The organism is Kitasatospora sp. NPDC087314 (assembly GCF_044744365.1).
Classification (GTDB): Bacteria; Actinomycetota; Actinomycetes; order Streptomycetales; family Streptomycetaceae; genus Kitasatospora.
In genome coordinates, this window is record NZ_JBIUYE010000002.1 from 384,117 (window position 1) to 408,947 (window position 24,831).

General features: G+C 72.7%; 22 protein-coding genes. 12 read left to right on the forward strand and 10 right to left on the reverse strand.

Annotation, left to right across the window (positions count from 1 at the left end; genetic code table 11):
- The first annotated feature begins 173 nt into the window (after positions 1-173).
- Positions 174-1,919 carry a glycosyl hydrolase family 18 protein gene (locus ACIO5E_RS05535; protein ID WP_400664081.1) on the forward strand — a complete coding sequence of 582 codons (1,746 nt, stop codon included), beginning with the start codon at positions 174-176 and terminating at the stop codon, positions 1,917-1,919.
- Between the two features lie 152 nt (positions 1,920-2,071).
- On the opposite strand, the gene ACIO5E_RS05540 is transcribed toward ACIO5E_RS05535, so the two are convergent.
- From ACIO5E_RS05540 to ACIO5E_RS05565, 6 genes are all read right to left on the reverse strand, one after another.
- Positions 2,072-3,373, reverse strand: coding sequence for a multidrug effflux MFS transporter (locus ACIO5E_RS05540; protein ID WP_400664083.1), 1,302 nt, complete (start codon positions 3,371-3,373; stop codon positions 2,072-2,074).
- Between the two features lie 290 nt (positions 3,374-3,663).
- On the reverse strand, positions 3,664-4,146 hold the full coding sequence (locus ACIO5E_RS05545) for a hypothetical protein (RefSeq protein WP_400664085.1): 483 nt from the start codon (positions 4,144-4,146) through the stop codon (positions 3,664-3,666).
- Between the two features lie 347 nt (positions 4,147-4,493).
- Positions 4,494-5,384, reverse strand: a complete 891-nt coding sequence (locus ACIO5E_RS05550; protein ID WP_400664087.1) for an alkaline phosphatase family protein — start codon at positions 5,382-5,384, stop codon at positions 4,494-4,496.
- A gap of 126 nt (positions 5,385-5,510) precedes the next feature.
- Entirely contained in the window at positions 5,511-6,284 is a 774-nt protein-coding gene (locus ACIO5E_RS05555) for an ATP-grasp domain-containing protein (RefSeq protein ID WP_400664441.1), read from the reverse strand.
- 131 nt (positions 6,285-6,415) lie between these two features.
- Positions 6,416-6,796 (reverse strand): ADP-ribosylation/crystallin J1, encoded by a 381-nt coding sequence (locus ACIO5E_RS05560; protein ID WP_400664089.1) that lies wholly within the window; start codon positions 6,794-6,796, stop codon positions 6,416-6,418.
- Positions 6,797-6,859: 63 nt separating this feature from the next.
- Positions 6,860-8,038, reverse strand: a complete 1,179-nt coding sequence (locus ACIO5E_RS05565; RefSeq protein ID WP_400664091.1) for an acyl-CoA dehydrogenase family protein — start codon at positions 8,036-8,038, stop codon at positions 6,860-6,862.
- Between the two features lie 106 nt (positions 8,039-8,144).
- Between ACIO5E_RS05565 and ACIO5E_RS05570 the strand changes: the two genes are divergently transcribed.
- The gene (locus ACIO5E_RS05570; RefSeq protein ID WP_400664093.1) at positions 8,145-8,684 is read left to right on the forward strand and encodes a GNAT family N-acetyltransferase; all 540 of its coding nucleotides are present in this window, start codon (positions 8,145-8,147) and stop codon (positions 8,682-8,684) included.
- Between the two features lie 114 nt (positions 8,685-8,798).
- On the opposite strand, the gene ACIO5E_RS05575 is transcribed toward ACIO5E_RS05570, so the two are convergent.
- Together ACIO5E_RS05575 and ACIO5E_RS05580 are read right to left on the reverse strand one after the other, a co-directional pair.
- Positions 8,799-9,107 (reverse strand): AzlD domain-containing protein, encoded by a 309-nt coding sequence (locus ACIO5E_RS05575; RefSeq protein WP_400664443.1) that lies wholly within the window; start codon positions 9,105-9,107, stop codon positions 8,799-8,801.
- Positions 9,107-9,856 carry an AzlC family ABC transporter permease gene (locus tag ACIO5E_RS05580; protein ID WP_400664095.1) on the reverse strand — a complete coding sequence of 250 codons (750 nt, stop codon included), beginning with the start codon at positions 9,854-9,856 and terminating at the stop codon, positions 9,107-9,109. The genes ACIO5E_RS05575 and ACIO5E_RS05580 overlap by 1 nt, the downstream gene beginning before the upstream one ends.
- A gap of 166 nt (positions 9,857-10,022) precedes the next feature.
- Between ACIO5E_RS05580 and ACIO5E_RS05585 the strand changes: the two genes are divergently transcribed.
- On the forward strand, positions 10,023-10,604 hold the full coding sequence (locus tag ACIO5E_RS05585; RefSeq protein WP_400664097.1) for a helix-turn-helix domain-containing protein: 582 nt from the start codon (positions 10,023-10,025) through the stop codon (positions 10,602-10,604).
- 85 nt (positions 10,605-10,689) lie between these two features.
- On the opposite strand, the gene ACIO5E_RS05590 is transcribed toward ACIO5E_RS05585, so the two are convergent.
- Positions 10,690-12,522: a cholesterol oxidase substrate-binding domain-containing protein gene (locus ACIO5E_RS05590; protein ID WP_400664445.1), complete on the reverse strand. Its 1,833-nt coding sequence runs from the start codon at positions 12,520-12,522 to the stop codon at positions 10,690-10,692.
- Positions 12,523-12,961: 439 nt separating this feature from the next.
- On the opposite strand from ACIO5E_RS05590, the gene ACIO5E_RS05595 reads away from it, so the two are divergent.
- Together ACIO5E_RS05595 and ACIO5E_RS05600 are read left to right on the forward strand one after the other, a co-directional pair.
- On the forward strand, positions 12,962-13,741 hold the full coding sequence (locus tag ACIO5E_RS05595; protein WP_400664099.1) for a carbon-nitrogen hydrolase family protein: 780 nt from the start codon (positions 12,962-12,964) through the stop codon (positions 13,739-13,741).
- A 149-nt stretch (positions 13,742-13,890) separates the two neighbouring features.
- Entirely contained in the window at positions 13,891-15,321 is a 1,431-nt protein-coding gene (locus ACIO5E_RS05600) for a class II fumarate hydratase (protein ID WP_400664101.1), read from the forward strand.
- 123 nt (positions 15,322-15,444) lie between these two features.
- On the opposite strand, the gene ACIO5E_RS05605 is transcribed toward ACIO5E_RS05600, so the two are convergent.
- Complete coding sequence (locus ACIO5E_RS05605) at positions 15,445-15,915, reverse strand: SPW repeat protein (protein WP_280681015.1); 471 nt, start codon at positions 15,913-15,915, stop codon at positions 15,445-15,447.
- A 187-nt stretch (positions 15,916-16,102) separates the two neighbouring features.
- Here ACIO5E_RS05605 and ACIO5E_RS05610 point away from each other — a divergent pair, with 187 nt between their 5' ends.
- The 7 genes from ACIO5E_RS05610 (at position 16,103) to fahA (ending at position 24,815) form a co-directional block, all read left to right on the forward strand.
- On the forward strand, positions 16,103-16,666 hold the full coding sequence (locus ACIO5E_RS05610) for a PadR family transcriptional regulator (RefSeq protein WP_400664103.1): 564 nt from the start codon (positions 16,103-16,105) through the stop codon (positions 16,664-16,666).
- Entirely contained in the window at positions 16,666-18,366 is a 1,701-nt protein-coding gene (locus ACIO5E_RS05615; protein WP_400664104.1) for an acyl-CoA dehydrogenase family protein, read from the forward strand. Before ACIO5E_RS05610 ends, ACIO5E_RS05615 begins: the two co-directional genes overlap by 1 nt.
- Positions 18,367-18,590: 224 nt before the next feature.
- Positions 18,591-19,934 carry a phosphoribosyltransferase family protein gene (locus ACIO5E_RS05620; RefSeq protein WP_400664106.1) on the forward strand — a complete coding sequence of 448 codons (1,344 nt, stop codon included), beginning with the start codon at positions 18,591-18,593 and terminating at the stop codon, positions 19,932-19,934.
- A gap of 205 nt (positions 19,935-20,139) precedes the next feature.
- Positions 20,140-21,354: a 4-hydroxyphenylpyruvate dioxygenase gene (gene hppD / locus ACIO5E_RS05625; RefSeq protein WP_400664108.1), complete on the forward strand. Its 1,215-nt coding sequence runs from the start codon at positions 20,140-20,142 to the stop codon at positions 21,352-21,354.
- A 139-nt stretch (positions 21,355-21,493) separates the two neighbouring features.
- Positions 21,494-22,696 (forward strand): homogentisate 1,2-dioxygenase, encoded by a 1,203-nt coding sequence (locus tag ACIO5E_RS05630; RefSeq protein ID WP_400664110.1) that lies wholly within the window; start codon positions 21,494-21,496, stop codon positions 22,694-22,696.
- Positions 22,693-23,598 (forward strand): hypothetical protein, encoded by a 906-nt coding sequence (locus ACIO5E_RS05635; RefSeq protein ID WP_400664112.1) that lies wholly within the window; start codon positions 22,693-22,695, stop codon positions 23,596-23,598. Before ACIO5E_RS05630 ends, ACIO5E_RS05635 begins: the two co-directional genes overlap by 4 nt.
- On the forward strand, positions 23,595-24,815 hold the full coding sequence (fahA, locus tag ACIO5E_RS05640; protein WP_400664114.1) for a fumarylacetoacetase: 1,221 nt from the start codon (positions 23,595-23,597) through the stop codon (positions 24,813-24,815). Before ACIO5E_RS05635 ends, fahA begins: the two co-directional genes overlap by 4 nt.
- Positions 24,816-24,831: the final 16 nt, after the last annotated feature.

Consider the following 24,831-nt stretch of genomic DNA (forward strand, 5'->3'; position numbering starts at 1 on the left):
CGCTCCACCCCCGCTCCGTACGGCGTGCGCGCACTCGCACCGCCGCCCGCCCGCATGTCCGGACATCCGCAAGCCCACACGCCCGGGCCTGCGCGGCCGACCCCACACGGCCGCCGCGCCCGGTCGTCCACGTATCCCCAACGTCCTGCCCCACCACGTATGTTGGAGAATCCATGCGTCTACGCAGAACCATCCAGGCGGCCCTGACGGCCTGCGCCACGCTGGCCGCCTCGGCCGGCCTGGTCGCCGCCGGGACGGGCTCCGCCCAGGCCGCGACCCCGCTCCCCAGCCGGGTCTTCGCCCCCTACTTCGAGTCCTGGACTGGACAGAGCCCCGCCACCCTGGCCGCCCAGTCCGGCGCCAAGCACCTGACGATGGCCTTCCTGCAGGCGGCCACCAAGGGCTCCTGCACCCCGTACTGGAACGGCGACACCTCCAAGCCGGTCTCCTCCTCGACCTTCGGTGCCGACATCGCCACCATCCGGGCCAACGGCGGGGACGTGATCCCCTCCTTCGGCGGCTACACCGCCGACAACACCGGTACCGAACTGGCCGACAGCTGCACCGATGTCAACCAGATCGCGGCGGCCTTCGAGAACCTCATCACCACCTACGACGTCAGCCGGATCGACCTCGACATCGAGGACAACTCGCTGACCAACGCGGCCGGAATCGACCGCCGCAACAAGGCGATCAAGATCGTGCAGGACTGGGCCGCCACCAACGGGCGGAACATCCAGTTCTCCTACACGCTGCCGACCACCACCACCGGGCTGGCCTCCAGCGGCCTCGCCGTGCTGAAGAACGCGGTCAGCAACAACGCCCGGATCGACGTCGTCAACATGATGACCTTCGACTACTACGACGGCGCCACCCACGACATGGCGGCCGACACCCAGACCTCCGCGCAGGGCCTCTACAACCAGCTCGCCAAGCTCTACCCGGCCAAGACCCCCGCCCAGCTGTGGGGTTCGATCGGCATCACCGAGATGGTCGGCATCGACGACTACGGCGCGGCCGAGACCTTCACCGTGGCCAATGCCACCACCGTGTACAACTGGGCGGTGTCGAAGGGCATCAACACGCTGTCCTTCTGGGCACTGCAGCGCGACAACGGCGGCTGCCCGGGCAAGGCCGGAGACGACTCCTGCTCAGGGATCAGCCAGAACACCTGGGACTTCACCCACATCTTCGCACCGTTCACCAGCGGCTCGACGGTGACCAACGACTTCTCCGTGGCCGTCAACCCCAACTCGGCGACGGTCACCGCAGGTTCGTCCACCTCGGCGGCGACCGCCACGGCGGTGACGGCGGGCTCGGCGCAGAGCGTCAACCTGTCGGTCAGCGGCGCCCCGGCGGGCGTCACCGCCACCGTCACCCCCGGCAGCGTCACCGCCGGCACCGGCGCCACCCTCAACATCGCCACCACCTCGGCCGCTGCGGCGGGCACCTACCCGCTCACCGTGACCGCCACCGCGCCGTCCGGCACGCACACCGCCACGTACTCGCTGACCGTCACCGGGACGACCCCGCCGCCGACCGGCCTGGTCAACGGCGGCCTGGAGAGCGGCAGCCTCGCCCCGTGGACCTGCCAGAGCGGCGGCGCCGTGGTCTCCACCCCGGTGCACTCCGGCTCCTACGCGCTGCAGGCGGCGGCGACCGCCGGCCAGACCGGCGACTGCTCGCAGACCGTCACGCTGAAGCCCAACACCAGCTACACGCTGAGCGGTTGGGTGCAGGGCAACTACGCGTACCTCGGCGTGAGCGGCGACGCCACCGCCAGCACCTGGGCCAACGCCTCCGGCTGGACCAAGCTGAGCGTCCCCTTCACCACCGGCGCCTCCGGCACCGTCACCGTCTACCTGCACGGCTGGTACGGCCAGGGCAACGTCTACGGCGACGACTTCTCGATCGCCTGAGAGCGCGCCAAAACCGACGGGTCACCGGCATCGTGTAACAGATAACAGATGACAGCTGACAGATTTCAACATCTGTCAGCTGTCATCTGTTTGTTGTTCGCCGTTCACTGTTCGCCGTCAGGCGTCAGGCGCCAGCCGCCAGGCCCCCTCCGTCAGCTCCCTGCCACCACCCCGGACGCCTCGGCCTCCGCCGCCTTCATCCGTGCGGGCCGACACAGCGTCACGTACGCCACCATCGCCAGCACCCCGCACGCCAGGACGACCACCGCCAGCAGCACCGCGGACGGCCGCCCACCAAGGCTGCTCAGTGGCGCGACCACCGCCCCGCACAGGAAGTTGCCGGTGCCGAGCAGCGCCGACGCCGTCCCGGCCGCCCTCGGCTCGACCAGGCTGAGCGCCTGCGCGGCCGTGTTCGGCAGGACCACTCCCATGCTGCCCATCATCACGAACAGCGGCGGACAGAAGCCGAGCAGCCCGAAGTCCCAGACCGAGGTCATCAGCACCAGTGCCACCCCGGCGACCACCGCCGTCCCGAGCCCGGCCAGCATCAGCCCTCGCGGGGTGAAGCGGCGCGCTAGGACCCGCCCGTTGAGCTGCGTCATGACGACGATGGCCAGCGAGTTCGCCGCGAACAGCAGGCTGTAGGTCTGCGGCGACACCTGATACACGTGCTGCAGCACCGTGGACGACCCGCTGATGTAGCCGAACAGCGCTCCGAAGGCGAAGGCGCTGGTCAGCGCCAACCCGAGGAACGGCAGGTCGCGCAGCAGCCGCCCCATCGTGCGCAGCGCCGCGCCCACCCCGCCGGTGCCCCGGGCCCGCGCCGGCAGCGTCTCGCGCAGCACCCCGAAGGCGACCAGGGTGAGCATCAGCCCGAGTGCGGTCAGCGCACCGAAGGTGCCGCGCCACGACGTGAACCGCATCAGTTGCGCACCGAGGATCGGGGCGAGGATCGGCGCCAGCCCGGATATCAGCGCGATCGAGGCCAGGAACCGCAGCATGGCGACGCCCTGGAAGCGGTCCCGGGCGACGGCCCGGCCGATGACCAGCCCGGCGGATCCGGCCGCGCCCTGGATGAAGCGGGCGACGATCAGCACCGTCAGGCTCGGCGCGATCACGCACACCACGCTGGCCAGGGTGTAGACGACGAGCCCCGCGAGCAGCGGCGGGCGGCGCCCGTAGCGGTCGCTGAGCGGTCCGAAGAGCAGCTGCCCGGCCGCGACCCCGAGCATCGAGAAGGTGAGGGTGAGCTGGACGGCGGCCGGTTCGGCGGCCAGGTCGTCGGCGATCGCGGGCAGCCCGGGCAGGTAGAGGTCGGTGGTGAGCGGGCCGAGCGCGACGAGGCCGCCGAGGACGGCGACGGTGGCCTTGCCCGGGCCGGCCTGGCCGGTGGTCGGGGCGGTGGAGGGGGCGGTCGACGTGTCGCCGGCGGGGCCGACGAGCGGGCCGGGCATGGGGCTCCTCACGGAACGGGGGACGGGATGGGGCGGGGACGGGGACGGGTTTGTCCACGGTCCGTCCTATCGCAGCCCCGGCCACCTCCGATAGCGGGGGGCCGTCCCGACGGTTCACCCTCGGCCAAACCGTCGGCCAAACCATCGGCCGGATCGCGCAGCCGGCCCGCCGGCCGAACCCACGGCACCCGGGCAACACGACGGCCCACCCGCACCATCAGGTGCGAGCGGGCCGGTCGGAGCCTGGCAGCCGGATCAACGCATGGCGCCCTCAGCGCCCGGCAGCCGGCTCAGTGCTTGGTGGGCCGCTCCGCGCGCAGCGCCGCCTGCACCGCCGCGCCGTCCTGCCACGCGTAGAGCTGGTTGCCGGTGAGCGTCACGTTGTAGTGCCCGCAGCTGCCGCTGGCCTTGGCCGCGACGCCCTCGGGGAACCAGCCGGCCTTGAGCGACATCGGCACCGAGTGCGCGGACCTGCCGGGCAGGCCGGTGGTGCAGCCCGCGGGCAGCCGGCCGTCCGGGAGGGTGGCGCGCAGCAGGCGGTCGTCGCCGGTGGTGGACATCAGGTACTTCACCGAGGAGGCGTTGTCGGGCAGCCAGGTCGGCATCGAACGGCGCTCGGCCTTGGCCTGGCTGCCGGTGTCGTAGGTGGCCTGTTCCTGGTGGCGCCCGTCGTACCACTCGGACACCCGCGGGCCGATTGCCACGGCGGCCACGGCGACGGCCATGCCGGTGCCGGCAACTCCCAGCGCCACCTTGCTCACGATGCCCTTCATGCCCGCCTGTCCTCTCCGTCTCCGCCTCTGGGCCGGCCGACGAGGTCCGCCGTCCGGGTGTATCCATCGTGGCCCTCGTCACCCTGCCGGAGCGTCACCACGAGGTCGCGATCTTGTCTCCATCCCACGGGGTAGCGTCTCCACCTTCAGAGGTATGTCCAGCGACCCCGTCTCGGGGTTACACGGTGCGGAGCCCAGGGTGGCGCATCGTCCTCACGTGCCGTCCGGGCCCCGATCGAGCGTCGCCCAAGCCGGGCTCCGGCGCAGCCCGGCCTGCTGCACCCGGGCGCATCGGTCTCGCTTCTGAGGCTCCGTCGGGCCCGGGACGGCGCCGCTCCGACCGTCCGTCAGACTGCTGCGGGCACCACGGTAGTGGCCGGTCGGGCGATCGGGAAGGGGCGGCCGTCGAGGGTCCAGTGCGGGTCGATGGGGCGCAGCAGGGAGGCGTACACCTGGGCGGCGACGTCCGGGTGGCGGATCTCCCCGGTGGGCGGGCCGGCCGGGATGTCGTGCCCGGCGCAGGCGACCCAGGCGGTGCGCTCCTCGACGGTGCGGCCGCCGTGGCCGCCGGCGTCGACGTGTCCGTGGTCGGTGACGACGATGACGGTCCACTGCTCGTCGGCGTAGCCGGCGCGGCCGCGGACGGCGTCGAGCAGTCGGCCGAGGCGTTCGTCGGCGGTGCGCATGGCCGCCCGGTACTCGTCGCCGCAGCCGAGGAAGTGGGCGGTCTCGTCGACGGCGCCGAGGTAGACGAAGGAGGCCTCCGGGTCCGCGGTGCCCAGGACGTGGACGGCCTCGCGGGTGACCTCCTCGTCGACGGCCTCCCAAGCCTCGGGGGTGTCCTCGGCCGGGGCTATGTAGGAGAGCCGGCCGGGGGCGCGGAACAGCGGGCCGCCGGACTCGTTGATCATCAGCGGGTCCCAGCCGGCCGCGACGAAGGTGCGGCGGCGGTCGCCGCGGGCGAGCCGGGTGGCGAAGTCGGGGAACACGTCGAGCCGGTTGCCGCCGAGGTGGTTGCCCCAGACACCGTGCTTGGCGGGCTCGACGCCGGTGACGACGGTCGCCCAGCACGGCCCGGACATGGTGGGCGTGGTGTCCGCCACCGTCACCGGCACCAGGAACCCGGCCTCGGCGAGCTCCTGGAGGCGCGGCATCGGCACGTGCTCCAGGTAGTCGTGGCGGACACCGTCGATCCCGACGACGAGCACCCGGGGGCGGGGCCACTGGGCAGTGGACATGGCGGGGTTCCTTTCGGTCGTACACACCCGGCCGCGCCCGTCGAGGGCACGGCCGACCGCGCCATGCTTCACCTCCCGCCGTACCACCCGGCGTCCGCCCACCGAACGCGGGGTGTCCGCCAGGTGTCAGGCGGCCGTACGGACGAACCGGCGGTCGACCTGTGCGAGTTGGGCGGCCGGTCCGGCGGCGCGCAGCACGACGTCCAGGACGCGATCCGGGTCGGCGGCGTAGCAGTGCGCGAACCACGGCATGTTCGCCTCGACCACGGCCCAGTGCTCGGCCGGGTCGTAGGGGTCGGCGATCGGTCCGACGTCCAGGGCGACGGCGCTGGGCAGGGTGTCGCCGACCGCGGCGAGCAGGCGCCGGGTGAAGGCGGTGGCCTCGGCGGTCAGCGGCGCCGGGTCGAGCCGGCCGAAGCGGGCGTAGCGGCTGCCGGTGACCACCTCGCCGTCGCGGACGAACAGCCGGTACTCGGCGGCGAAGGTCACCGGGTCGCTGACCAGGACGGGCGTGTCGGGTCCGATCCGCTCTCCGGTGCGCGGCAGGCGGCTGCCGTCCGGATAGACCGCGGGCGGGAGCGACTTGTCGGCGGGCGGCTTGACGAACGCCGGGTGGCGCAGCGTCCACGCCTCGGCGAGGGTGGTGAGCTCGATCCGTCGCCGGGTGAACTCCTCGGGGAGGCGGGTGAGCCAGTCGTCGTCGGGTTCGAGCAGGGCGAGGCGGAGCGGTCCGGCGATCCGGGCCGCGGCGAGCGGGCCACCGTACCAGTGGACGCGCCGTCCGGCGAGGTGCTCGACCGTGGTGGGGCCGTCGAGGACGGCGGTGTCGAGGCCGCGCCGGGCGGCGGCCTCGGCGAGCAGGGCGGTGGTGCTGGTCGGCTGGGCGGAGGTGAGCAGCACGCGGTCCGCGCGCTCCTCGTGCACCGGCGCCGCCGGGGGCTGCGCGGTGGAGGGCGTCACGGCCGGGTGTGCCACGGCCGGCCGTGTCACCGCCGGGCGTGGCACGGCTGTACGTGTCACCGCTGTACGTGTCACGGCTGTGGGCGGAACTCGTGGACGACCGTGATGCGGCCGACGATGTGCCGGTTGAACTCCGACACCTCGTCTGCCGGGACCCAGAGTTCGAGGATCGTCCGGCCGCCGGCCCGCTGCACGGGGTAGCGGGCGAGGAAGGCGGTGTCGACCTCGAAGCTGGTCACGTAGCCGACTCCGGAGGCGGGGACGTTCCAGTCGCGGGCGATGCGGATCGCGTAGTCCTCGTTGAGGACGGGGTAGAAGATCGGCTGCTCAGGCAGCCTGGGCGGCCAGGCGCGCCAGCCGGACGCCTCGACCAGGGCCAGCTCCTCGGGGCCGGTGGGGCGCCAGAGGGTGGTGGTCGGGGCGGTGCTGGGCGTGGTGGGCCGACTGTTCATGGTCGGGACGGTAGCCGGGCCACCGCGGGCCCGGCCACCGGATTTCCCGAGGTGGACGGGCCGTCAGCGGTACGCGGACTCGCCGGTGATGGCCTCGCCCAGGACCAGGGTGTGGATCTCGCTGGTGCCCTCGTAGGTGAGCACCGACTCCAGGTTGTTGGCGTGCCGCAGCACCGGGTACTCGGTGGTGATGCCGTTGGCGCCGAGGACGGTCCGGGCACTGCGGGCGATCTCCAGCGCGGTGCGGACGTTGTTGAGCTTGCCGAAGCTGATGTGCGGCGGGCGGGCCGCGCCCTGCTCCTTGAGCCGGCCGATCCGCAGGGCGACCAGGTAGGCCTTCTCGACCTCCAGCATCATCTCGACGAGCTTGTGCTGGGTGAGCTGGAAACCGGCGATCGGGCGGTCGAACTGGATCCGGCTCTTCGCGTAGTCGAGGGCGGCGGTGTAGCAGTCGCGGGCGGCGCCGACGGTGCCCCAGAGGATGCCGTAGCGGGCCTCGTTGAGGGAGGAGAGCGGTCCGCGCAGGCCGGTGACGCCCGGCAGGACGGCGTCGGCGGGCAGCACCACCTCGTCGAAGGCGAGTTCGCTGGTGACGGAGGCGCGCAGGGAGAGCTTGCCGTGCACGTCGGTGGCGGTCAGGCCGCGGGTGCCGCGCTCGACCAGGAAGCCGCGGACGCCCTCCTCGGTCTGCGCCCAGACGACGGCGACGTCGGCGATGCTGCCGTTGGTGATCCACATCTTGCTGCCGGAGAGCACCCAGTCGCCGCCCTTGCGCACCGCCCGGGTCCGCATGTTGGCCGGGTCGGAGCCGAAGTCCGGCTCGGTGAGGCCGAAGCAGCCGATCAGCTCGCCGGCGGCCATGCCGGGCAGCCAGCGCAGCTTCTGCTCCTCGGAGCCGAAGGCGTGGATCGAACGCATCGCGAGCGAGCCCTGCACGGAGACGAAGCTGCGCAGCCCGGAGTCGGCCGCCTCCAGCTCCATGCAGGCGACCCCGTACGCCACCGCGTCGGCGCCGGCACAGCCGTAGCCGTCGAGGTGCATGCCGAGCACGCCGAGGGCGCCCAGCTCGGGGGCGAGCTCGCGGACCGGGAAGACCCCGCGCTCGAACCAGTCGCCGATGTCCGGGCGGATCCGCTGCTCGGTGAACCTCCGGACGGTGTCGCGGATCAGCCGTTCCTCGTCGGAGAGGAGGTCGCCGACGGCGAGCAGGTCGGACGGGTCGATCCGGGTCGGCTTCGTCATTGAAGCTCCTTGTAGTCTCGGCGGGATACCGGTCTCGGCGGAGTACCGGCGAGTATTGCGCACCCGGCTGAGCGGCGGGCGTGGGCGAGCGAGTGAGGAAGACGACATGGGCGGCGACGGGTACGCGGTCGGGCTGGTGACGGCGGAGGAGTTGCACGGCGCGGCGGAGGAACTGGCCGGGCTGCTGGTGGACACCGTCGACGGCGGCGCCTCGCTCGGCTTCCTCGCGCCGCTGGGGCAGGACGAGGCCACCGCGTGGTGGCGGGCGCTCGCGCCGGAGGTCGCGGCCGAGCGGCTGCTGCTGTGGACGGTCCGGGCGCAGGCCGACGGGCGGCTCGCCGGGACGGTCCAGCTGCGCCCGGCGACGACTGCGAACGGCCGGCACCGGGGGGAGGTCGCCAAACTGATGGTGCACCCGGCGGATCGCGGGCACCGGCTGGCGGGGCGCCTGCTGACGGCGCTGGAGGAGCAGGCGGCCGGGTTGGGGCTGCGGTTGCTGGTGCTGGACACCGAGACGGACAGCCCGGCCGAGCGCCTGTACGAGGCCGCCGGGTGGACCCGGGTCGGCTCGGTGCCGGACTACGCGACCGACCCGGCGGGGGCCCCGCACCCGACGACGATCTTCTTCAAGGCGCTGGGCGGCTGACGGCCCGGCGGATTCCGGGCGATGGACGGCGGCGAACAGATAACAGATTTCGAAATCTGTTATCTGTTATCTGTTCGCTGAAAGTTGTCATCTGTTATCTGTTCGCCGCCGCCCTCACCCCACCCCGCACAGCCGCAGCAGCGCCGTCGCCGCCGCACCCGCGACGACCACCAGCGGAAACGGCGCGCGCCGCAGCGCGAGCACGCCGGCGACCAGGACACCCGCCGGGCGGGCCCAACCGGCGAAGCCGTGGCCCTGAGTGAGGGCGCCGGTGGCGATCAGGGCGACCAACAGGACCGCCGCGGCGACCGCGAGCAGGCGCCGCAGGCGCTCCGAGAGGGCGAACCGGCGACCGAGCAGCGGCCCGGCCAGGCGGAAGGCGTACGTCCCACCGGCCAGCAGCAGCACGGCGTACAGCGGCATCATCGGACTTCCTCCTTCTCGACCACCACGACGCCCGGCCGTCCGGCCGACTCCGCCCCCGACGCCCCTCCCGACATCCCCGCCCCTGGTCGCCCGGCGAACAGCAGCCCGACGAGGGCGAGCAGGACGGGCAGCCCCGCCGGGACGAACGGCGTGGCCGCGACCGCGACGACGGCGCCGACCACGGCCGCGGTACGGGTCCGCCGGTCCGCGAGCGAGGGCAGCACGAGCGCGAGCAGCACGGCCGGGAAGGCCGCGTCCAGGCCCAGCGCATCCGTGTCGCCGATCAGCCCGCCGGCCAGGGCCCCGAGCAGCACCGAGACGTTCCACACCACGAACAGTGCGAGCCCACAGAGCCAGAACGCGGCCCGGCGCCGCCGCCCGGTGTCCTGTCGCAAGACGAACGCGGCGGTCTCGTCGGTGATCAGCTGAGCGCCGAACAGCCGCCGCCACCACGGGCCGTCGAGCGCGTCGGCCACGGTGAAGCCGAAGGGCAGCAGCCGGGCGTTGAGCACCAGCCCGGTGGCGACGGCGGCGAGCACACCGCCGCCGGACAGCACCACACCGACGGCCGCGAACTGCGAGCCGCCCGCGAAGACGAGGACGGAGAGGGCGACCGGCACCCACAGGGGTAGCCCCCCGGCAACGCTGATCGCGCCGAAGGAGGCGCCGACGAGCGCGTCGGCCAGGCAGACGAGAGCGATGTCACGGAGGGTGGCACGCTCCAGTGTTCGGAGTAGCGAACGCATGTCCATTAGAGTGAACCCGCCACCCACGGTTCGTCAAGGCGAACGAACGGACCGACACGGCGAACGCACGAGGATGCGGGCAGCCGACGGCGCCGGTGGCAGCATGAACGGCACCAGCCGTACCGGGAGCCGGAGTAGGAGCCAGAAGAATGCGTGAGTGGCGAGCATGAGTGATCGAACCCCCCCGACCACGGGTTCCGACGTGGAGCTGATCCACCTGATCGCGGCCTCCATCCGGCGTGAGCGCGAACGCAGCGGGCTGTCCATGGCCGAACTGGCCCGGCGCGCGGGCATCGCCAAGTCGACGCTCTCCCAACTGGAGTCGGGCGCGGGAAACCCCAGCGTCGAGACGCTCTGGGCGCTCGGCGTCGCACTGAACGTGCCGTTCAGCCGCCTGGTCGACCCGCCGCACCCGACGGTCAAGGTGATCCGGGCCGGCGAGGGCCCGGTGACCCACTCCGCGCGCGCCGACTACGCGGCGACCGTCCTGTCCTCCTGCCCGCCGAACGCCCGGCGCGACATCTACCGGATCGAGGCGCAGCCGGGCGAGACCCGGGCGTCCGACCCCCATATGCCCGGCACCGTCGAGCACGTGATGATCGGCGCGGGCCGGGCACTGGTCGGGCCGACGGAGGACCCGGTCGAGCTGGGCCCGGGCGACTACGTGAGTTACCCGGGCGACGCCCCGCACATCTTCCGCGCGCTGGCGGCGGACACCCTCGCGGTGATCGTGATGGAGCACATCTGACAGAGCCCATCCGGCAGCATGCATCCGACAGAACACATCCGACAGGACGCATCCGACCGATCGTCAAAACCCGGTCACATACGCTTCACTGCTTCAACAGCCCGTCCAGGAAGGGGTTTCCGAACACCCGGTGCGGGTCGTGCCGGTCCAGGACGGCGATCGCCTCGTCCCAGCCCGGGCCGCTGCCGCCGCCGTCACGCAGGCTCGCGGGGATGACCCGGCCGAGCACGTCCGGGTCGGACCAGGCCGCGTCGGCGGTGTACGCCCAACCCTTGGACCACTCGACCCGCAGGCCCGCCCGGGTACCGTCGAAGGTGCGCAGCAGCCACTGCTCCAGGTCGCGGGCGAAGCGCTCCAGCCCCGGGGTGCCGGGGAAGGACAGGACGTCGAGCCAGACCGCGGTGTCCCACTCCGGACGGTCCGCCCGCGGGCGCAGCGCGGACAGCAGCGGCGGTCGCGCACCCGGGACTCCGGAGGAGGTCGGGTCGTCCACACCGGTGACCCGGATCTCCACCGCGCCGTTCACCGGGAACTCCCCCCGGGCCTGGTAGTCGGCGAGCAACTTCCGGTAGTAGGCGGCGAATTCGCTGACCACCCACTGCAGGTCGGCGCGCTTGGCGAGAATGGCGTAGCCGTTGGCGGTGACCCTCAGGGTGGTGGGTCGGACGTACTGCAGCAGGGTGCGTGACGGGCCCCAGAGGTCGGAGCGCAGTCCGCCGGCGAGCAGGTGGGTGAGCAGGTCGCCGCTGAGCAGGTCGCGGAGCAGTCCGCCGGAGAGGAGGACGTCCGTGAGGTCGCCGGTGAGTGCCACCTTGGCGATCAGGTACTGGAGTTGGCCGAACAGCGGGGCCGATCCCCAGGAGCCGGCGACGATTTGGCCGGCGAGCCGGGCGACCGGTTCCGGGATGATGTCCGAGAACGGGTAGTTGTAGGGCTGGTCGACGGCCCGGGAGGCGAGCGGTTTGGCCGGGGTGACGCTCCAGGTCTTCAGCCAGGGGTACTCGGTGTAGGCGAACCAGATCACCTCGGCGCGGCCGTCGCGCTCGACGAACTCGGCGAGGGTGCGCGGACCGCCACCGCCGAGCAGGCCACCGAGCAGCCCGCCCCCGGAGCCTGCGCCGGAGCCGGCGCTGCCGGGGCGGGCGAACAGTTCGCTCGCCGGGATGTCGAGGCGGCTGACGCAGCGCAGCGGCCGGTCGGTGCCGGCCCGCAGGACGACCTCGGTGAGGAGCGCCCGGCCCAGGTGCACCAGGAAGGCGGCGCTGTCGGCCTCGGCGCGGTCGAAGGTGCGCAGCGTGTAGCGGCCGGTGGCCGGGTCGAGGACGACGGCGGTGAGCCGGACGACCTGGTTGCTGACCGAGCCGTAGCCGTGCCCGTCCGGCCGGAGTTCGCCGGCGGCGGGGACGGCGGTGCCGTGGCCGCCGATGGCGAGCACCCCTCCGACGGTGAGTTCGCCGGGCGCCGGGCAGGCGGTCAGGCCGAGGCCCCGGCCGGCCAGGTGGGCGAGCAGGTCCTCCATGGTGGCGCCGGTCTGGACCCGGACGGTGGTCGGCGAGTCGGCGGTGATCGCGGTGAGGTGGCGGCCGGTGTCCACGAGCAGGACGCGGGCGCTGTCCGGGGTCCCGTTGGCGACGGTGAGCGGCGCCCAGGTGTGCCGGTAGCCGGTGGCGCGCAGGCGCCAGCCGTTGGCGTGCGCCCAGTCGGCGAGGACCGGGACCTCCTCGGGGGTGCGGGGCGCGCAGGTCCACAGCTGGTCGGTGCGGATCTCGCCGGACCAGTTCTGGAAGACCCGCTGGTACAGCTCGGTGCCGGCGGGCAGACCGGGCGGCACCGGGGTGGCGGCCTCGGCGCTGTCCGGGCCGACGGTGCCGCGCAACAGCCAGGCCGCGCCGCCCAGGGCGGCCGACGCGCCGAGCATCTGCCGCCGGGTGAGCCCGCCGCCCCGGCCACCACCCTGCCCACTCCCCCGGCCACCACCCTGCCCACTCCCCAGGCCACCGCCCCGGCCACTGCCCCGGTCCTTCTCCCCGCCGTCGTCCCCGCCCCTGGTCGTGCCCTGCCCTGTCGTCGTCATCCGTCCGCCCCCCTGTCGCTGGTCACCCGGGCCGAACGGCGGCGAAACCGACCGGCGGCAACGCCGAGCAGCAGCACTCCGGGTGGGCCGGTGCGTGCCCGGCCCGGGCAGGAGCGTATGAAGCGGCGCACGGCAGTTTGAAGCGATCCACGCAGCTATTCATCCGTTCGAGTGACCATGCCACCGTCCCGGCCCCTCCCGCCCGCCACCGCCGCAGGCCTTGTCCAGCACGCGAACCACCACATAAGTTGATCTTTTCCACCTCAGGCCCGGAGGCATCGCCATGCCCGAATCCCCGACCGTCCCCGGCACCGCCACCGCCACCGCCACCGGCACCACCCCCGGCGCCATCACCGTGGCCGTCGCCCAGCCCTCCTGCGCCGAGGCCGGTCGCCCGGACACCGTGGCCGTCAACGTCGAGCGGCACGCGCGCTCCGTCCGGGAGGCTGCGGCGCGTCTGGTGGTGTTCCCCGAGCTGTCCTTGACCGGCTACGACCTGGCCGCGCCCGCGCTCGACCCGGCCGACCCCCGTCTCGGCCCGCTGGTCGCCGCCTGCGCCGCGAGTGGCGCGACGGCGCTGGTCGGCGCGCCGGTCGCGGAGCCCGGCGGGGGCGAGTCCATCGCCACCCTGGCGGTCACCGGCGAGGGCGCCGTCGTCGCCTGCCGGAAGTCGCGCCTGCACGGCGCCGAGAAGGACCGCTTCACCCCGGGCGAGCAGCCCGTCGTGCTGGAGCTGGACGGCCTGCGGCTCGGCCTCGCGATCTGCGCGGACGCCGCCGACCCCGCCCACGCCGAGGAGACCGCTGCGCTCGGCATGGACGCCTATGTCGCCTCCACCCTGTACGGCGCGGGCCCGGACCAGGCCGACCGCCGCGACGGCCACTTCCGGGCCCGGGCCGCCGCCCACGGGGTGTGGTGCGTGCTCGCCACCTCCGCCGGGGCGAGCGGTGAGTTCCCGGAGACCTCGGGCGGCTCGGGCTTCTGGGCGCCCGGCGGGGCGCTGGTCGCCCAGGCCGGCACCGCGCCGGGGGAACTGGTCCGCGCCGAGCTGTCCGTGCCGTAACCCTCACCGCCGTAGCCCTCACCGCCATAGCCTCACCGCCGTGGCCCCCGCCGAAAGGGTTGGTCGGAAATACCCGGGGCCCGCGCGCGGCTGTGGTGATCGAAGACCACTCGGGGCCGTACCGGCCCGTTCAGGAGGTGCAGCGCGTCATGGGCGACGAGCAGGAGAAGCCACAGGCGAACCCTCAGGCGGACCCGCAGCAGTACCGCATCGAGCACGACTCGATGGGCGAGGTCCGGGTGCCGGCCGCCGCGAAGTGGCAGGCGCAGACGCAGCGGGCGGTGGAGAACTTCCCGGTGTCCGGCCAGCGCCTGGAGCGCGCGCACATCGCCGCGCTGGCCCGGATCAAGGCGGCGGCGGCCCGGGTGAACGCCCACCTCGGCGTCCTGGACGAGGAGACGGCGGCGGCGATCGCGGCGGCGGCCGAGGAGGTCGCCGAGGGGCGCTGGGACGGGGAGTTCCCGGTGGACGTGTTCCAGACCGGTTCCGGCACCTCGTCCAACATGAACACCAACGAGGTGATCGCGACACTGGCCACTGAGCGGCTGGGCCGTCCGGTCCACCCGAACGACCACGTGAACGCCAGCCAGTCGTCCAACGACGTCTTTCCGTCCTCGATCCACATCGCCGCCACCGCCGCCGTGACGCAGGACCTGATCCCGGCGCTGGAGCACCTGTCGGAGGCGCTGGAGCGCAAGGCCGCCGAGTTCGCGCAGGTGGTCAAGTCGGGCCGGACGCACCTGATGGACGCCACACCGGTCACCCTGGGCCAGGAGTTCGGCGGCTACGCGGCGCAGGTGCGGCACGGGCGCGAGCGGCTGCTGGCGACGCTCCCCCGGGTCGCCGAACTGCCGCTCGGCGGTACGGCGGTGGGCACCGGGATCAACACCCCGCCCGGCTTCCCGGCGGCGGTCATCGAGGAGGTGGCCCGCACCACCGGTCTGCCGCTGACCGAGGCGCGGGACCACTTCGAGGCGCAGGGTGCCCGCGACGCCCTGGTCGAGCTGAGCGGCCAACTGCGGACGGTGGCGGTCGGGTTCACGAAGATCGCGAACGATCTGCGGTGGATGGGCTCGGGCCCGCGCACCGGCCTCGGCGAGATCAACCTGCCGGATCTGCAGCCCGGTTCGTCGATCATGCCGGGCAAGGTGAACCCGGTGCTGCCCGAGGTGGTGCTGATGGTCGCGGCCCAGGTGGTCGGCAACGACGCGACGGTGACGCTGGCCGGTGCGAGCGGCAACTTCGAGCTGAACGTGATGCTCCCGGTGCTCGCCCGCAACGTGCTGGAGTCGGTGCGACTGCTCGCCAACAGCGCCCGGCTGCTGGCGGACCGGACGGTGGACGGCATCACCGCCAACGTCGAACGCGCCCGGGAGTACGCGGAGTCCTCACCCTCGGTGGTCACGCCGTTGAACCGGTACATCGGCTACGAGGAGGCCGCGAAGGTCGCCAAGCAGGCGCTGGCCGAACGGAAGACGATCCGCCAGGTCGTGCTGGAGCGCGGTTACGTGGAGCAGGGCAGGCTCACCCGGGAGCAGCTCGACGAGGCCCTGGACGTCCTGCGGATGACCCGCCCGTGACGGCCGCGCCGAAGCCGCCCGTGACGGCCGCGGCGAGGCCCGCGGCACCCTGAGGAACGTACGCCGGGGCGCGGAGGGCGGCCGTTGGGCCCTCCGCGCCCCGGACGCGGGCTGTCGGCAGTATCAGCCCTTGGCCCGGCCGGCCCGGCCGCGCCGCATCGATGCTCCGTTCGCCGTGATCGTGGCCATGGAGATCGCCGCGAGACCGAGCAGGAACATCACGGCACCGAGGATGACGCAGGTGACGATGTTCTTGCCGTGCGCGACCGATCCGGAGACGGCCCAAGGAGAGATGATCGTCCAGAGGCCGAGCACGGTGGCCGCCCAGGCCCGCGCGTGCGTGCGCTCGTAGGCCGACCCGTAACCCGCCATCAGCAGGCAGTAGGCCAGGCCCACGATCAGGCAGGTCACGGTCAGGGTGCTGAAGGTGCTGAAGCCGACGATCCAGGGAGATGCCGCCAGGAAGAGGCCGGCCAGCACGGCCAGGGCCTCCACGCCCTGGGCGCGCGGGGTCGAGGTGATCCGCTCGTAGTGCTCCCGGAGTTCGACGATGTCCGGGTGATGCTCCATGCCCATCGGAATCTGGGTAGACACCGATACCACCTCCTATGGTCCGGAACATGGAGGGCGCGTGGCCCTCTACCCATTCTGGCCCTTCTATAACAATGTGCGACTTTTTGTCCTAAATGATCGATAACCATCCGATCACGCCGGTGACCTGCGTCTCATCGGTCCGATGTCCCATTGCCTATGCAATTCGTTGCATAGGAGGATGCCGGTCATGGCACTGGAGCACGCGATCCTCGTCTCACTGCTGGAGCAGCCGGGCTCCGGCTACGAGCTGGCCCGGCGCTTCGACCGCTCCATCGGCCGGTTCTGGACCGCCACCCACCAGCAGATCTACCGGGTGCTGCGGCGGATGGAGGCCGACGGCTGGGTCGCCGCCGAGGAGGTCGCCCAGGACGGCCGACCGGACAAGAAGGTCTACTCGGCGGCCGGGGCCGGACGGGCCGCGCTCGCCGGCTGGCTGCGCGAACCGGTCGAGCCGGAGTCCGTCCGGCACGAGCTCGCGGTCAAGATCCGCGCCGCCGCCTTCGACGACCCGGCCGCGCTGATCTCCGAGGTCGAACGGCACCGCGAGAGCCACGCGGCCCTGCTCGCCCGCTACCTGCACGGGGAGCAGCGCGACTTCCCCGACCCCACCGCGCTCGACGCCCGCCAGGAGCTCCAGCACGTGGTGCTGCGCGGCGGCATCGAGTACGAGCGGATGACCCTCGCCTGGCTCGACGACGTGCTCGCCACCCTGCACCGCCTCTCCACACCCTCGACCCCCGGGAGCCCGTGATGCTCTTCAACCCGCGTACGTACGACCCCGCGCAGTTCGACGAGCCGACCCGCCGGCTGCTGCGCGCGACCGTGGACTGGTTCGAGTCGCGCGGCAAGAAGGCGCTGATCGACACCTACGTCGACCGCACCTGGTACGCCGACTTCCTGGAGTTCGCCGCCAAGGAGGGCCTGTTCGCGGAGTTCCTGACCCCGTCGGCGGCCGACCCCGACAAGCGCTGGGACACCTCCCGGATCGCCGAGCTGAACGAGATCCTGGGCTTCTACGGCCTCGGCTACTGGTACACCTGGCAGGTCACCATCCTCGGCCTCGGGCCGGTCTGGCAGAGCCGCAACGAGGCCCTCCGGGCCCGCGCCGCACGGCTTCTGAAGGAGGGCCACGTGATGGCGTTCGGGCTCTCCGAGCGCACCCACGGCGCCGACATCTACTCCACCGACATGATCCTCACTCCGGACGGCGAGGGCGGCTTCACCGCGACCGGCTCCAAGTACTACATCGGCAACGGCAACGTGGCCGGCCTGGTCTCGGTGTTCGGCCGCCGCTCCGACGTCGAGGGCCCGGAGGGCTACGTCTTCTTCGCCGCCGACAGCCGGCACGAGGCGTACCACCTGGTCAAGAACGTGGTGAACGCCCAGATGTACGTCAGCGAGTTCCGGCTGGAGGGCTACCCGGTGCGCGCCGAGGACGTGCTGCACACCGGGCAGGCCGCCTTCGACGCCGCGCTGAACACCGTCAACGTCGGCAAGTTCAACCTCTGCACGGCCTCGGTCGGCATCTGCGAGCACGCGATGTACGAGGCCGTCACGCACGCCCACAACCGGGTGCTGTACGGCCGGAAGGTCACCGACTTCCCGCACGTGCGGCGGGAGTTGACGGACGCGTACGCCCGCCTGGTGGCGATGAAGCTGTTCAGCGCGCGGGCCGTGGACTACTTCCGCACCGCCTCCCCCGAGGACCGCCGTTACCTGCTGTTCAACCCGATGACCAAGATGAAGGTCACCACCGAGGGCGAGAAGGTCATCGACCTGATGTGGGACGTCATCGCGGCCAAGGGCTTCGAGGCGGACACCTACTTCGACAAGGCGGCGAAGGACATCCGCGGCCTGCCGAAGCTGGAGGGCACCGTCCACGTCAACCTGGCGCTGATCCTCAAGTTCATGGGCAACTACCTGTTCGCCCCGGCCGACTACGCTCCGGTGCCGACCCGGCTGGACGCGGCCGACGACGCCTTCCTGTTCCGTCAGGGCCCGGCCCGCGGCCTCGGCGCGATCCGCTTCCACGACTGGCGTGCCGCCTACGACCGGCACGCGCAGCTGCCGAACGTCGCCCGATTCCGCGAACAGGCCGACGGCTTCTGCGAGTTGCTGCTCAGCCACGCGCCGAGCAAGGAGCAGCAGGCGGACCTGGACTTCCTGCTGGAGATCGGCCAGCTGTTCGCGCTGATCGTCTACGGCCAGCTGGTGCTGGAGCAGGCGGAGCTGACCGGCGTGGACGAGGACGTCCTGGACCAGATCTTCGACGCGCTGGTCCGCGACTTCTCCGCGCACGCCACCGAGCTGCACGGCAAGGCCTCGACCACCGAGCAGCAGGCCGCCTGGGCGCTGGCGAACGTGCGCCGGCCGGTCGCGAACGCCGAGCGGGCGGCCGCGGTGTGGGCCCGGGTCGAGGAGCTGTCGGGCGCGTACGAGATGCAGCCGTAGCGGCCCGTCGCACGCGGAAGGACCCCGGGGGTGCCGGTCGGCGGACCGGCACCCCCGGTCTGCGTCCGGCCGGGGCCGGCCGTGCCCGGCCGTGTCCGGTGCGTACTCGGCCGCTCCCGCGTGCCTGCCCCTTCTCGCACCGCACCGAACCGGGCCGGTCCCGCGCCCGCCTGTGCCCGCGCCCGGCGCCGCCCCGACGTACGGTGGAACACGGAGGCCGCGTCATGCACGTCACCGGGACCCACTTCACCGACCGCACCGACGCGGGCCGGCGACTGGCCGCCCGCCTGGCCCACCTGGGTGGCCCCGACACCGTGGTGGTGGCCCTGCCCAGGGGCGGGGTGCCGGTGGCCGCCGAGGTCGCGACGGCGCTCGGCGCACCGCTGGACATCTGCGTGATCCGCAAGCTCGGCGTGCCCTACCAGCCCGAGCTGGGCATGGGGGCGATCGGCGAGGACGGCGTCCGGGTGCTGAACGAGCAGGTCATCCGGCTCGCCGGGATCGGCGACGACCAGCTGGCCGAGGTCGAGCGGCGCGAGCGCGCCGAGTTGGAGCGCCGGGCCCGCCGCTACCGGGGCGGTCGCCCGCCCACCGACCTTCGCGGCCGCACGGTGATCGTGGTGGACGACGGCGTCGCGACCGGCTCCACCGCCCACGCCGCCTGCCGGATCGTACGGGCCCGGGGCGCGGCCCGGGTGGTGCTCGCCGTCCCGGTGGCCCCCGTGGACTGGACGGACCGCCTGGCCGGGGTCGCCGACGAGTTCGTCTGCGTCGGCACGCCGTCCCCGTTCTTCGCGATCGGCGAGTTCTACGGCGACTTCGCGCAGACCGGTGACGAGGAGGTCCTGCGGCTGCTCGCCGAGGCCCTGGACGGGCGGGCGCCCGGGCCCGTCGGCGTGGACCGCGAGCTGGTCCTGCCCGCCGTCGGCGTGCGCCTGGCCGGCCGGCTGACCGTCCCGGCCGCCGCGCGCGGCATCGTCGTCTTCGCGCACGGCAGCGGCAGCGGCCGACGCAGCCCGCGCAACCGCCACGTCGCCCGGCACCTGAACCACTCCGGGCTGGCCACGCTGCTGTTCGACCTGCTCACCGAGGCCGAGGAGCCGGACCGCCGCAAGGTGTTCGACGTGGGCCTGCTCGGCGACCGGCTGACCGCCGTCGCCGAGCGGCTGAGCACGCTGGACGAGACCCGGGGCCTGCCGCTCGGCCTGTTCGGTGCCAGCACCGGCGCCGCCGCCGCGCTGCACACGGCCGCAGCGCTCGGGCCCGCCGTCGGCGCGGTGGTCTCGCGCGGCGGGCGCCCCGACCTCGCCGGGCCGGACGTCCTGGGCCGGGTGCTGGCCCCGACACTGCTCGTGGTCGGCGCCCTCGACGGCACCGTGATCGATCTCAACCGGCGGGCCCTGGCCCGGCTGCACTGCGAGAGCGAGCTGGTGGTGGTGCCGCACGCGGGCCATCTGTTCGAGGAGCCGGGCACGTTGGACCAGGTCGCCGAGCTCGCCGGGGACTGGTTCCGGCGCCATCTCGCCCCGCCCGAGGCCGGCGCGGACCGGGCACCGCCGACCTCGTGAATCACCCCGATCGGCAGCACATTTTGCGCAGCCGAACAGGGCATTTCCTGATCAGCTTGTACACATTGAACAGTGAAACCCCGACCTGTTGCCCAGCCCCCCGGACAGGAGCAAGCTCTCCGCCAACCGCACCGCCCACCCATCCGCGGCGCGGCCGCCTCAAGCGGATGCCTCGGAGTCGAGGCCCAAAGTGGAGGAACGACCGATGACCCCGCAGTCCCACGCCCTTGAGCTGACCCCCGAGGAGCGCGAGGCCGGCCTCGACGCCGAGCAGCTGCGCCGCCTCGTCGGCCTCGTCGAGCACGACCCGGCCACCGACCCGTTCCCCGTCACCGCGCAGGACGCGGTCGTCTTCGTGGTCGGCAACGCCACCCAGACGGCCCAGTTCTACCAGGCGGTGTTCGGCATGGAGCTGGTCGCCTACTCCGGCCCGGAGACCGGGCGTCGTGACCGCAAGGCCTTCGTGCTCCGCTCCGGCTCCTGCCGCTTCGTGATCAAGGGCGGCGTGCTGCCGGACAGCCCGCTGCTGGACCACCACCGCCGCCACGGCGACGGCGTCGTCGACCTGGCCCTGGAGGTCCCGGACGTCGACAAGTGCATCGCACACGCCCGCGCGAGCGGCGCCACCGTCCTGGAGGAGCCGAACGACGTCTCGGACGAGAACGGCACCGTGCGCCGCGCGGCCATCGCCACCTACGGCGAGACCCGCCACACCCTGATCGACCGCTCCCGCTACCACGGCCCGTACCTGCCGGGCTATGTCACCGCCGAGAGCACGGTCAAGCACCCGGAGGGCTCTCCCAAGCGCCTGTTCCAGGCCCTGGACCACGCCGTCGGCAACGTGGAGCTGGGCCGGATGGACGAGTGGGTCTCGTTCTACAACCGGGTCATGGGCTTCGTGAACATGGCCGAGTTCGTCGGGGACGACATCGCCACCGAGTACTCCGCCCTGATGTCCAAGGTCGTCGCGAGCGGCAACCACCGGGTGAAGTTCCCGCTCAACGAGCCGGCCATCGCCAAGAAGCGCTCGCAGATCGACGAGTACCTGGAGTTCTACACCGGCCCCGGCTGCCAGCACATGGCGCTCGCCACCAACGACATCCTCACCACCGTGGACGTGCTGCGCGCGCGCGGCGTGGAGTTCCTCAACACCCCGGCCTCGTACTACGAGGACCCGGAGCTGCGCGCCCGGATCGGCAAGGTGCGGGTGGACATCGACGAGCTGAAGAAGCGCGGCATCCTGGTCGACCGCGACGAGGACGGCTACCTGCTGCAGATCTTCACCAAGCCGATCGGCGACCGCCCCACCGTCTTCTACGAGTTCATCGAGCGGCATGGTTCGCTGGGCTTCGGCAAGGGCAACTTCAAGGCGCTGTTCGAGGCGATCGAGCGCGAGCAGGACGCCCGCGGCAACCTGTGAGTACCGGCGGCCGGTGAGCGCCGGTAACCGGTGAGCACCGGCGGCCCGTGAGCGCCGGGGAGCTCTGGGAAGCTCTGAGCACGGTCGACCGAGCACCCATCGGCCGAGCACGGTCGAGGAGTCGAGAAGGAGCAGGGAGATGGCGTACTACCGGCAGCTGGGCAGCATCCCGCCCAAGCGGCACACCCAGCACCGCACACCCGAAGGCGGGCTGTACTACGAGGAGTTGATGGGCGAGGAGGGGTTCTCCTCGGACTCCTCCCTGCTCTACCACCGGGGCATCCCGTCGGCGGTGGTGAACGCGGTGCCGTGGGAGCTGCCGGACCAGTCCACGGTGCCCAACCATCCCCTGCTCCCCCGCCACCTCAAGCTGCACGAGCTGTTCGCGGACCAGGAGTGGAAGTCCGCGGACGCCGTCGGCAGCCGCCGGCTGGTCCTCGGCAACGGCGACGTGCGGATCTCGTACGTCGCCGCCGGGGCCCCGAGCGAGCTGTACCGCAACGGGCTCGGCGACGAGTGCGTGTACGTGGAGTCCGGCTCCGGCACGGTCGAGACGGTCTTCGGCTCGATCGAGGTCGGCCAGGGCGACTACGTGATCATCCCGCGCGCCACCACCCACCGCTGGGTGCCCGCCGGGGACGAGCCGCTGCGCGCGTACTGCATCGAGGCGAACAGCCACATCAGCCCGGTCAAGCGCTACCTCTCCAAGTACGGGCAGCTGCTGGAGCACGCGCCGTACTGCGAGCGGGACTTCCGCGGCCCGGTCGGCCCGCTCGTGGTCGAGGAAGCCGGGGACGTCGACGTGCTGGTCAAGCACCGGGGCCCGAACGGGGTCGCGGGCACCCGCTACACCGTGCCGCACCACCCGTTCGACGTGATCGGCTGGGACGGCTGCCTCTACCCGTACGCCTTCAACATCCGGGACTTCGAACCGATCACCGGCCGGGTCCACCAGCCGCCGCCGGCCCACCAGGTGTTCGAGGCCAACGGCTTCGTGATCTGCAACTTCGTGCCCCGCAAGGTGGACTACCACCCGCTGTCGATCCCGGTGCCCTACTACCACGCCAACGTGGACAGCGACGAGGTCATGTTCTACTGCGGCGGCGACTACGCGGCCCGCAAGGGTTCGGGCATCGGCCAGGGCTCGATCTCGCTGCACCCCGGCGGGCACACCCACGGGCCGCAGCCGGGCGCGTACGAGCGCAGCATCGGCGTCGACTTCTTCGACGAACTCGCCGTCATGGTGGACACGTTCCGCCCGCTGGAGCTCGGCGAGGGCGGCCGGGCGAGCGAGGACGGCAACTACGCCTGGACCTGGGCCGGGCGGGGGCCCGGGCGATGAGCACCTCGTCCGCCGTGATCGGCGGGGGCGTGATCCCCGAGCTGTTCCGCGGGCTCTTCGACGACGCGGCGGTGTTCCCGCCGGGGAACCTGCCGGTCGCCGAGGCGGTTCCCGCACACCGTGCCCACCGGGCGGCCTGGTACGCCGAGGCGGTCGGACCGTTGCTCTGCGGGGCGGGCCGGCTGGGCGAGTTGGCCGCGGCGGTCGCGGGCAGCGCGGTGGCCGGGGACGGCGTAGCGGTGGCGGGCGATGTGCCGCTCAGGGTCGGGCTCGTACTGCCGGGGGGCAGTGCGGAGCTCGGCCCGGCGCTCGCCGCCGCCGCGCCCTTCGAGGTGGCGGGCGTCGAACTGGCCACCCGGGACGCCGCCGAGGCGGTCGCCGCCCTGGACCGGCTGCTGCCACCGGACGTCCCGGCCGCCGTCGAGCTGCCGCGCGAACTCCTGCGCGGCGACGGCCTGGACGAGGTACTGGACGTCCTGGTCGACAGCCCCTACCGGGCGAAGTTCCGCACCGGCGGAGTGGTGGCGGAGGCGTTCCCGGACGAGGAGGAGCTGGCCGCCTTCCTCACCGGCTGCGCCCTGCGCGGACTGCCGTACAAGTGCACCGCCGGGCTGCACAACGCCGTCCGGCACACCGATCCGGTCACCGGCTTCGAGCACCACGGCTTCCTGAACGTGCTGCTCGCCGCGCAGGAGACCGACCGGGCCACCGCCGCCGCAGTGCTGGCGGAACGCGACGGCGCGGTGCTGGCCAAGGCCGCGCACGTGCTGACGGACCGTCAGGTTACGGTGATCCGCAACTCGTTCACCGCGTTCGGCACCTGCAGCATCGCCGAACCCATTGCCGACCTGGCCGCGCTCGGCCTGCTGTCGCCCAGTCCACAGCCCCAGGAGGACCGTTGAGCACCCCCCGCAGCTGGCTCGCCAGCGCCCAGAACTCGCCGTTCGGCGTGCACAACCTGCCGTACGGCGTCTTCACCGCCGCCGACCAGCCCGGGCAACGCCGGATCGGCGTGCGGATCGGGGACTTCGTGCTGGACGCCGGGGCGGCCGCCCGCGCGGCCGGGGCACCGTCCGTGCTGCTGACCGCGGACTCGCTCAACCCGCTGATGGCGGCCGGGCGTTCGACCTGGACGCAGGTCCGGGACGACCTGACGCGGTGGCTGACGGACGAGTCCTACCGCGAGGCGCTGTCGCCGGCGCTGCTGCCGGTGGACGACGTCGAACTGCACCTGCCGTTCGAGGTCGCCGACTACGTCGACTTCTACGCCTCCGAGCACCACGCCACCAACCTGGGCCGGATCTTCCGCCCGGGATCGGAGCCGCTCACCCCCAACTGGAAGCACCTGCCGATCGGTTACCACGGGCGGGCCGGCACGGTGGTCGTCTCCGGCACCCCGGTGGTGCGCCCGCACGGGCAGCGCAAGGCGCCCACCGACCCGGCGCCGACGTTCGGTCCGACCCGCCGGCTGGACATCGAGGCCGAGGTCGGCTTCGTCGTCGGCACCCCGTCCAGGCTGGGCCGGCCGGTCATGCTGGACGACTTCCGCGAGCACGTCTTCGGCGTCTGCCTGGTCAACGACTGGTCGGCGCGCGACATCCAGGCCTGGGAGTACGTGCCGCTCGGCCCGTTCCTCGGCAAGTCCTTCATCACCTCGGTCTCGCCGTGGATCGTACCGCTGGACGCCCTGCAGCACGCCCGGGTCGCACCGCCCGAGCGCGACGTCGAGCCGCTGGCGTACCTGGACGACCGCGGCGGCGAGCCGTGGGGCCTGGACCTGTCGCTGGAGGTCCGGCTGAACGGGCACCTGATGTCCCGGCCGCCGTTCGCCTCGATGTACTGGACGGCGCAGCAGCAGCTCACCCACATGACGGTCAACGGCGCCTCGCTGCGCACCGGCGACCTGTTCGCCTCGGGCACCGTCAGCGGGCCGGAGCCGGACACCCGTGGTGCGCTGATCGAGCTGACCTGGAACGGCGAGGAGCCGCTGAAGCTCCCGGACGGCACCACCCGGACCTTCCTGGAGGATGGCGACGAGGTCACCATCACCGCCACCGCACCGGGGCCGGACGGCACCGTCATCGGATTCGGCGAGGTGACGGGGCGGGTCCAGCCGTAGCGGGGTGGCGGGCCGG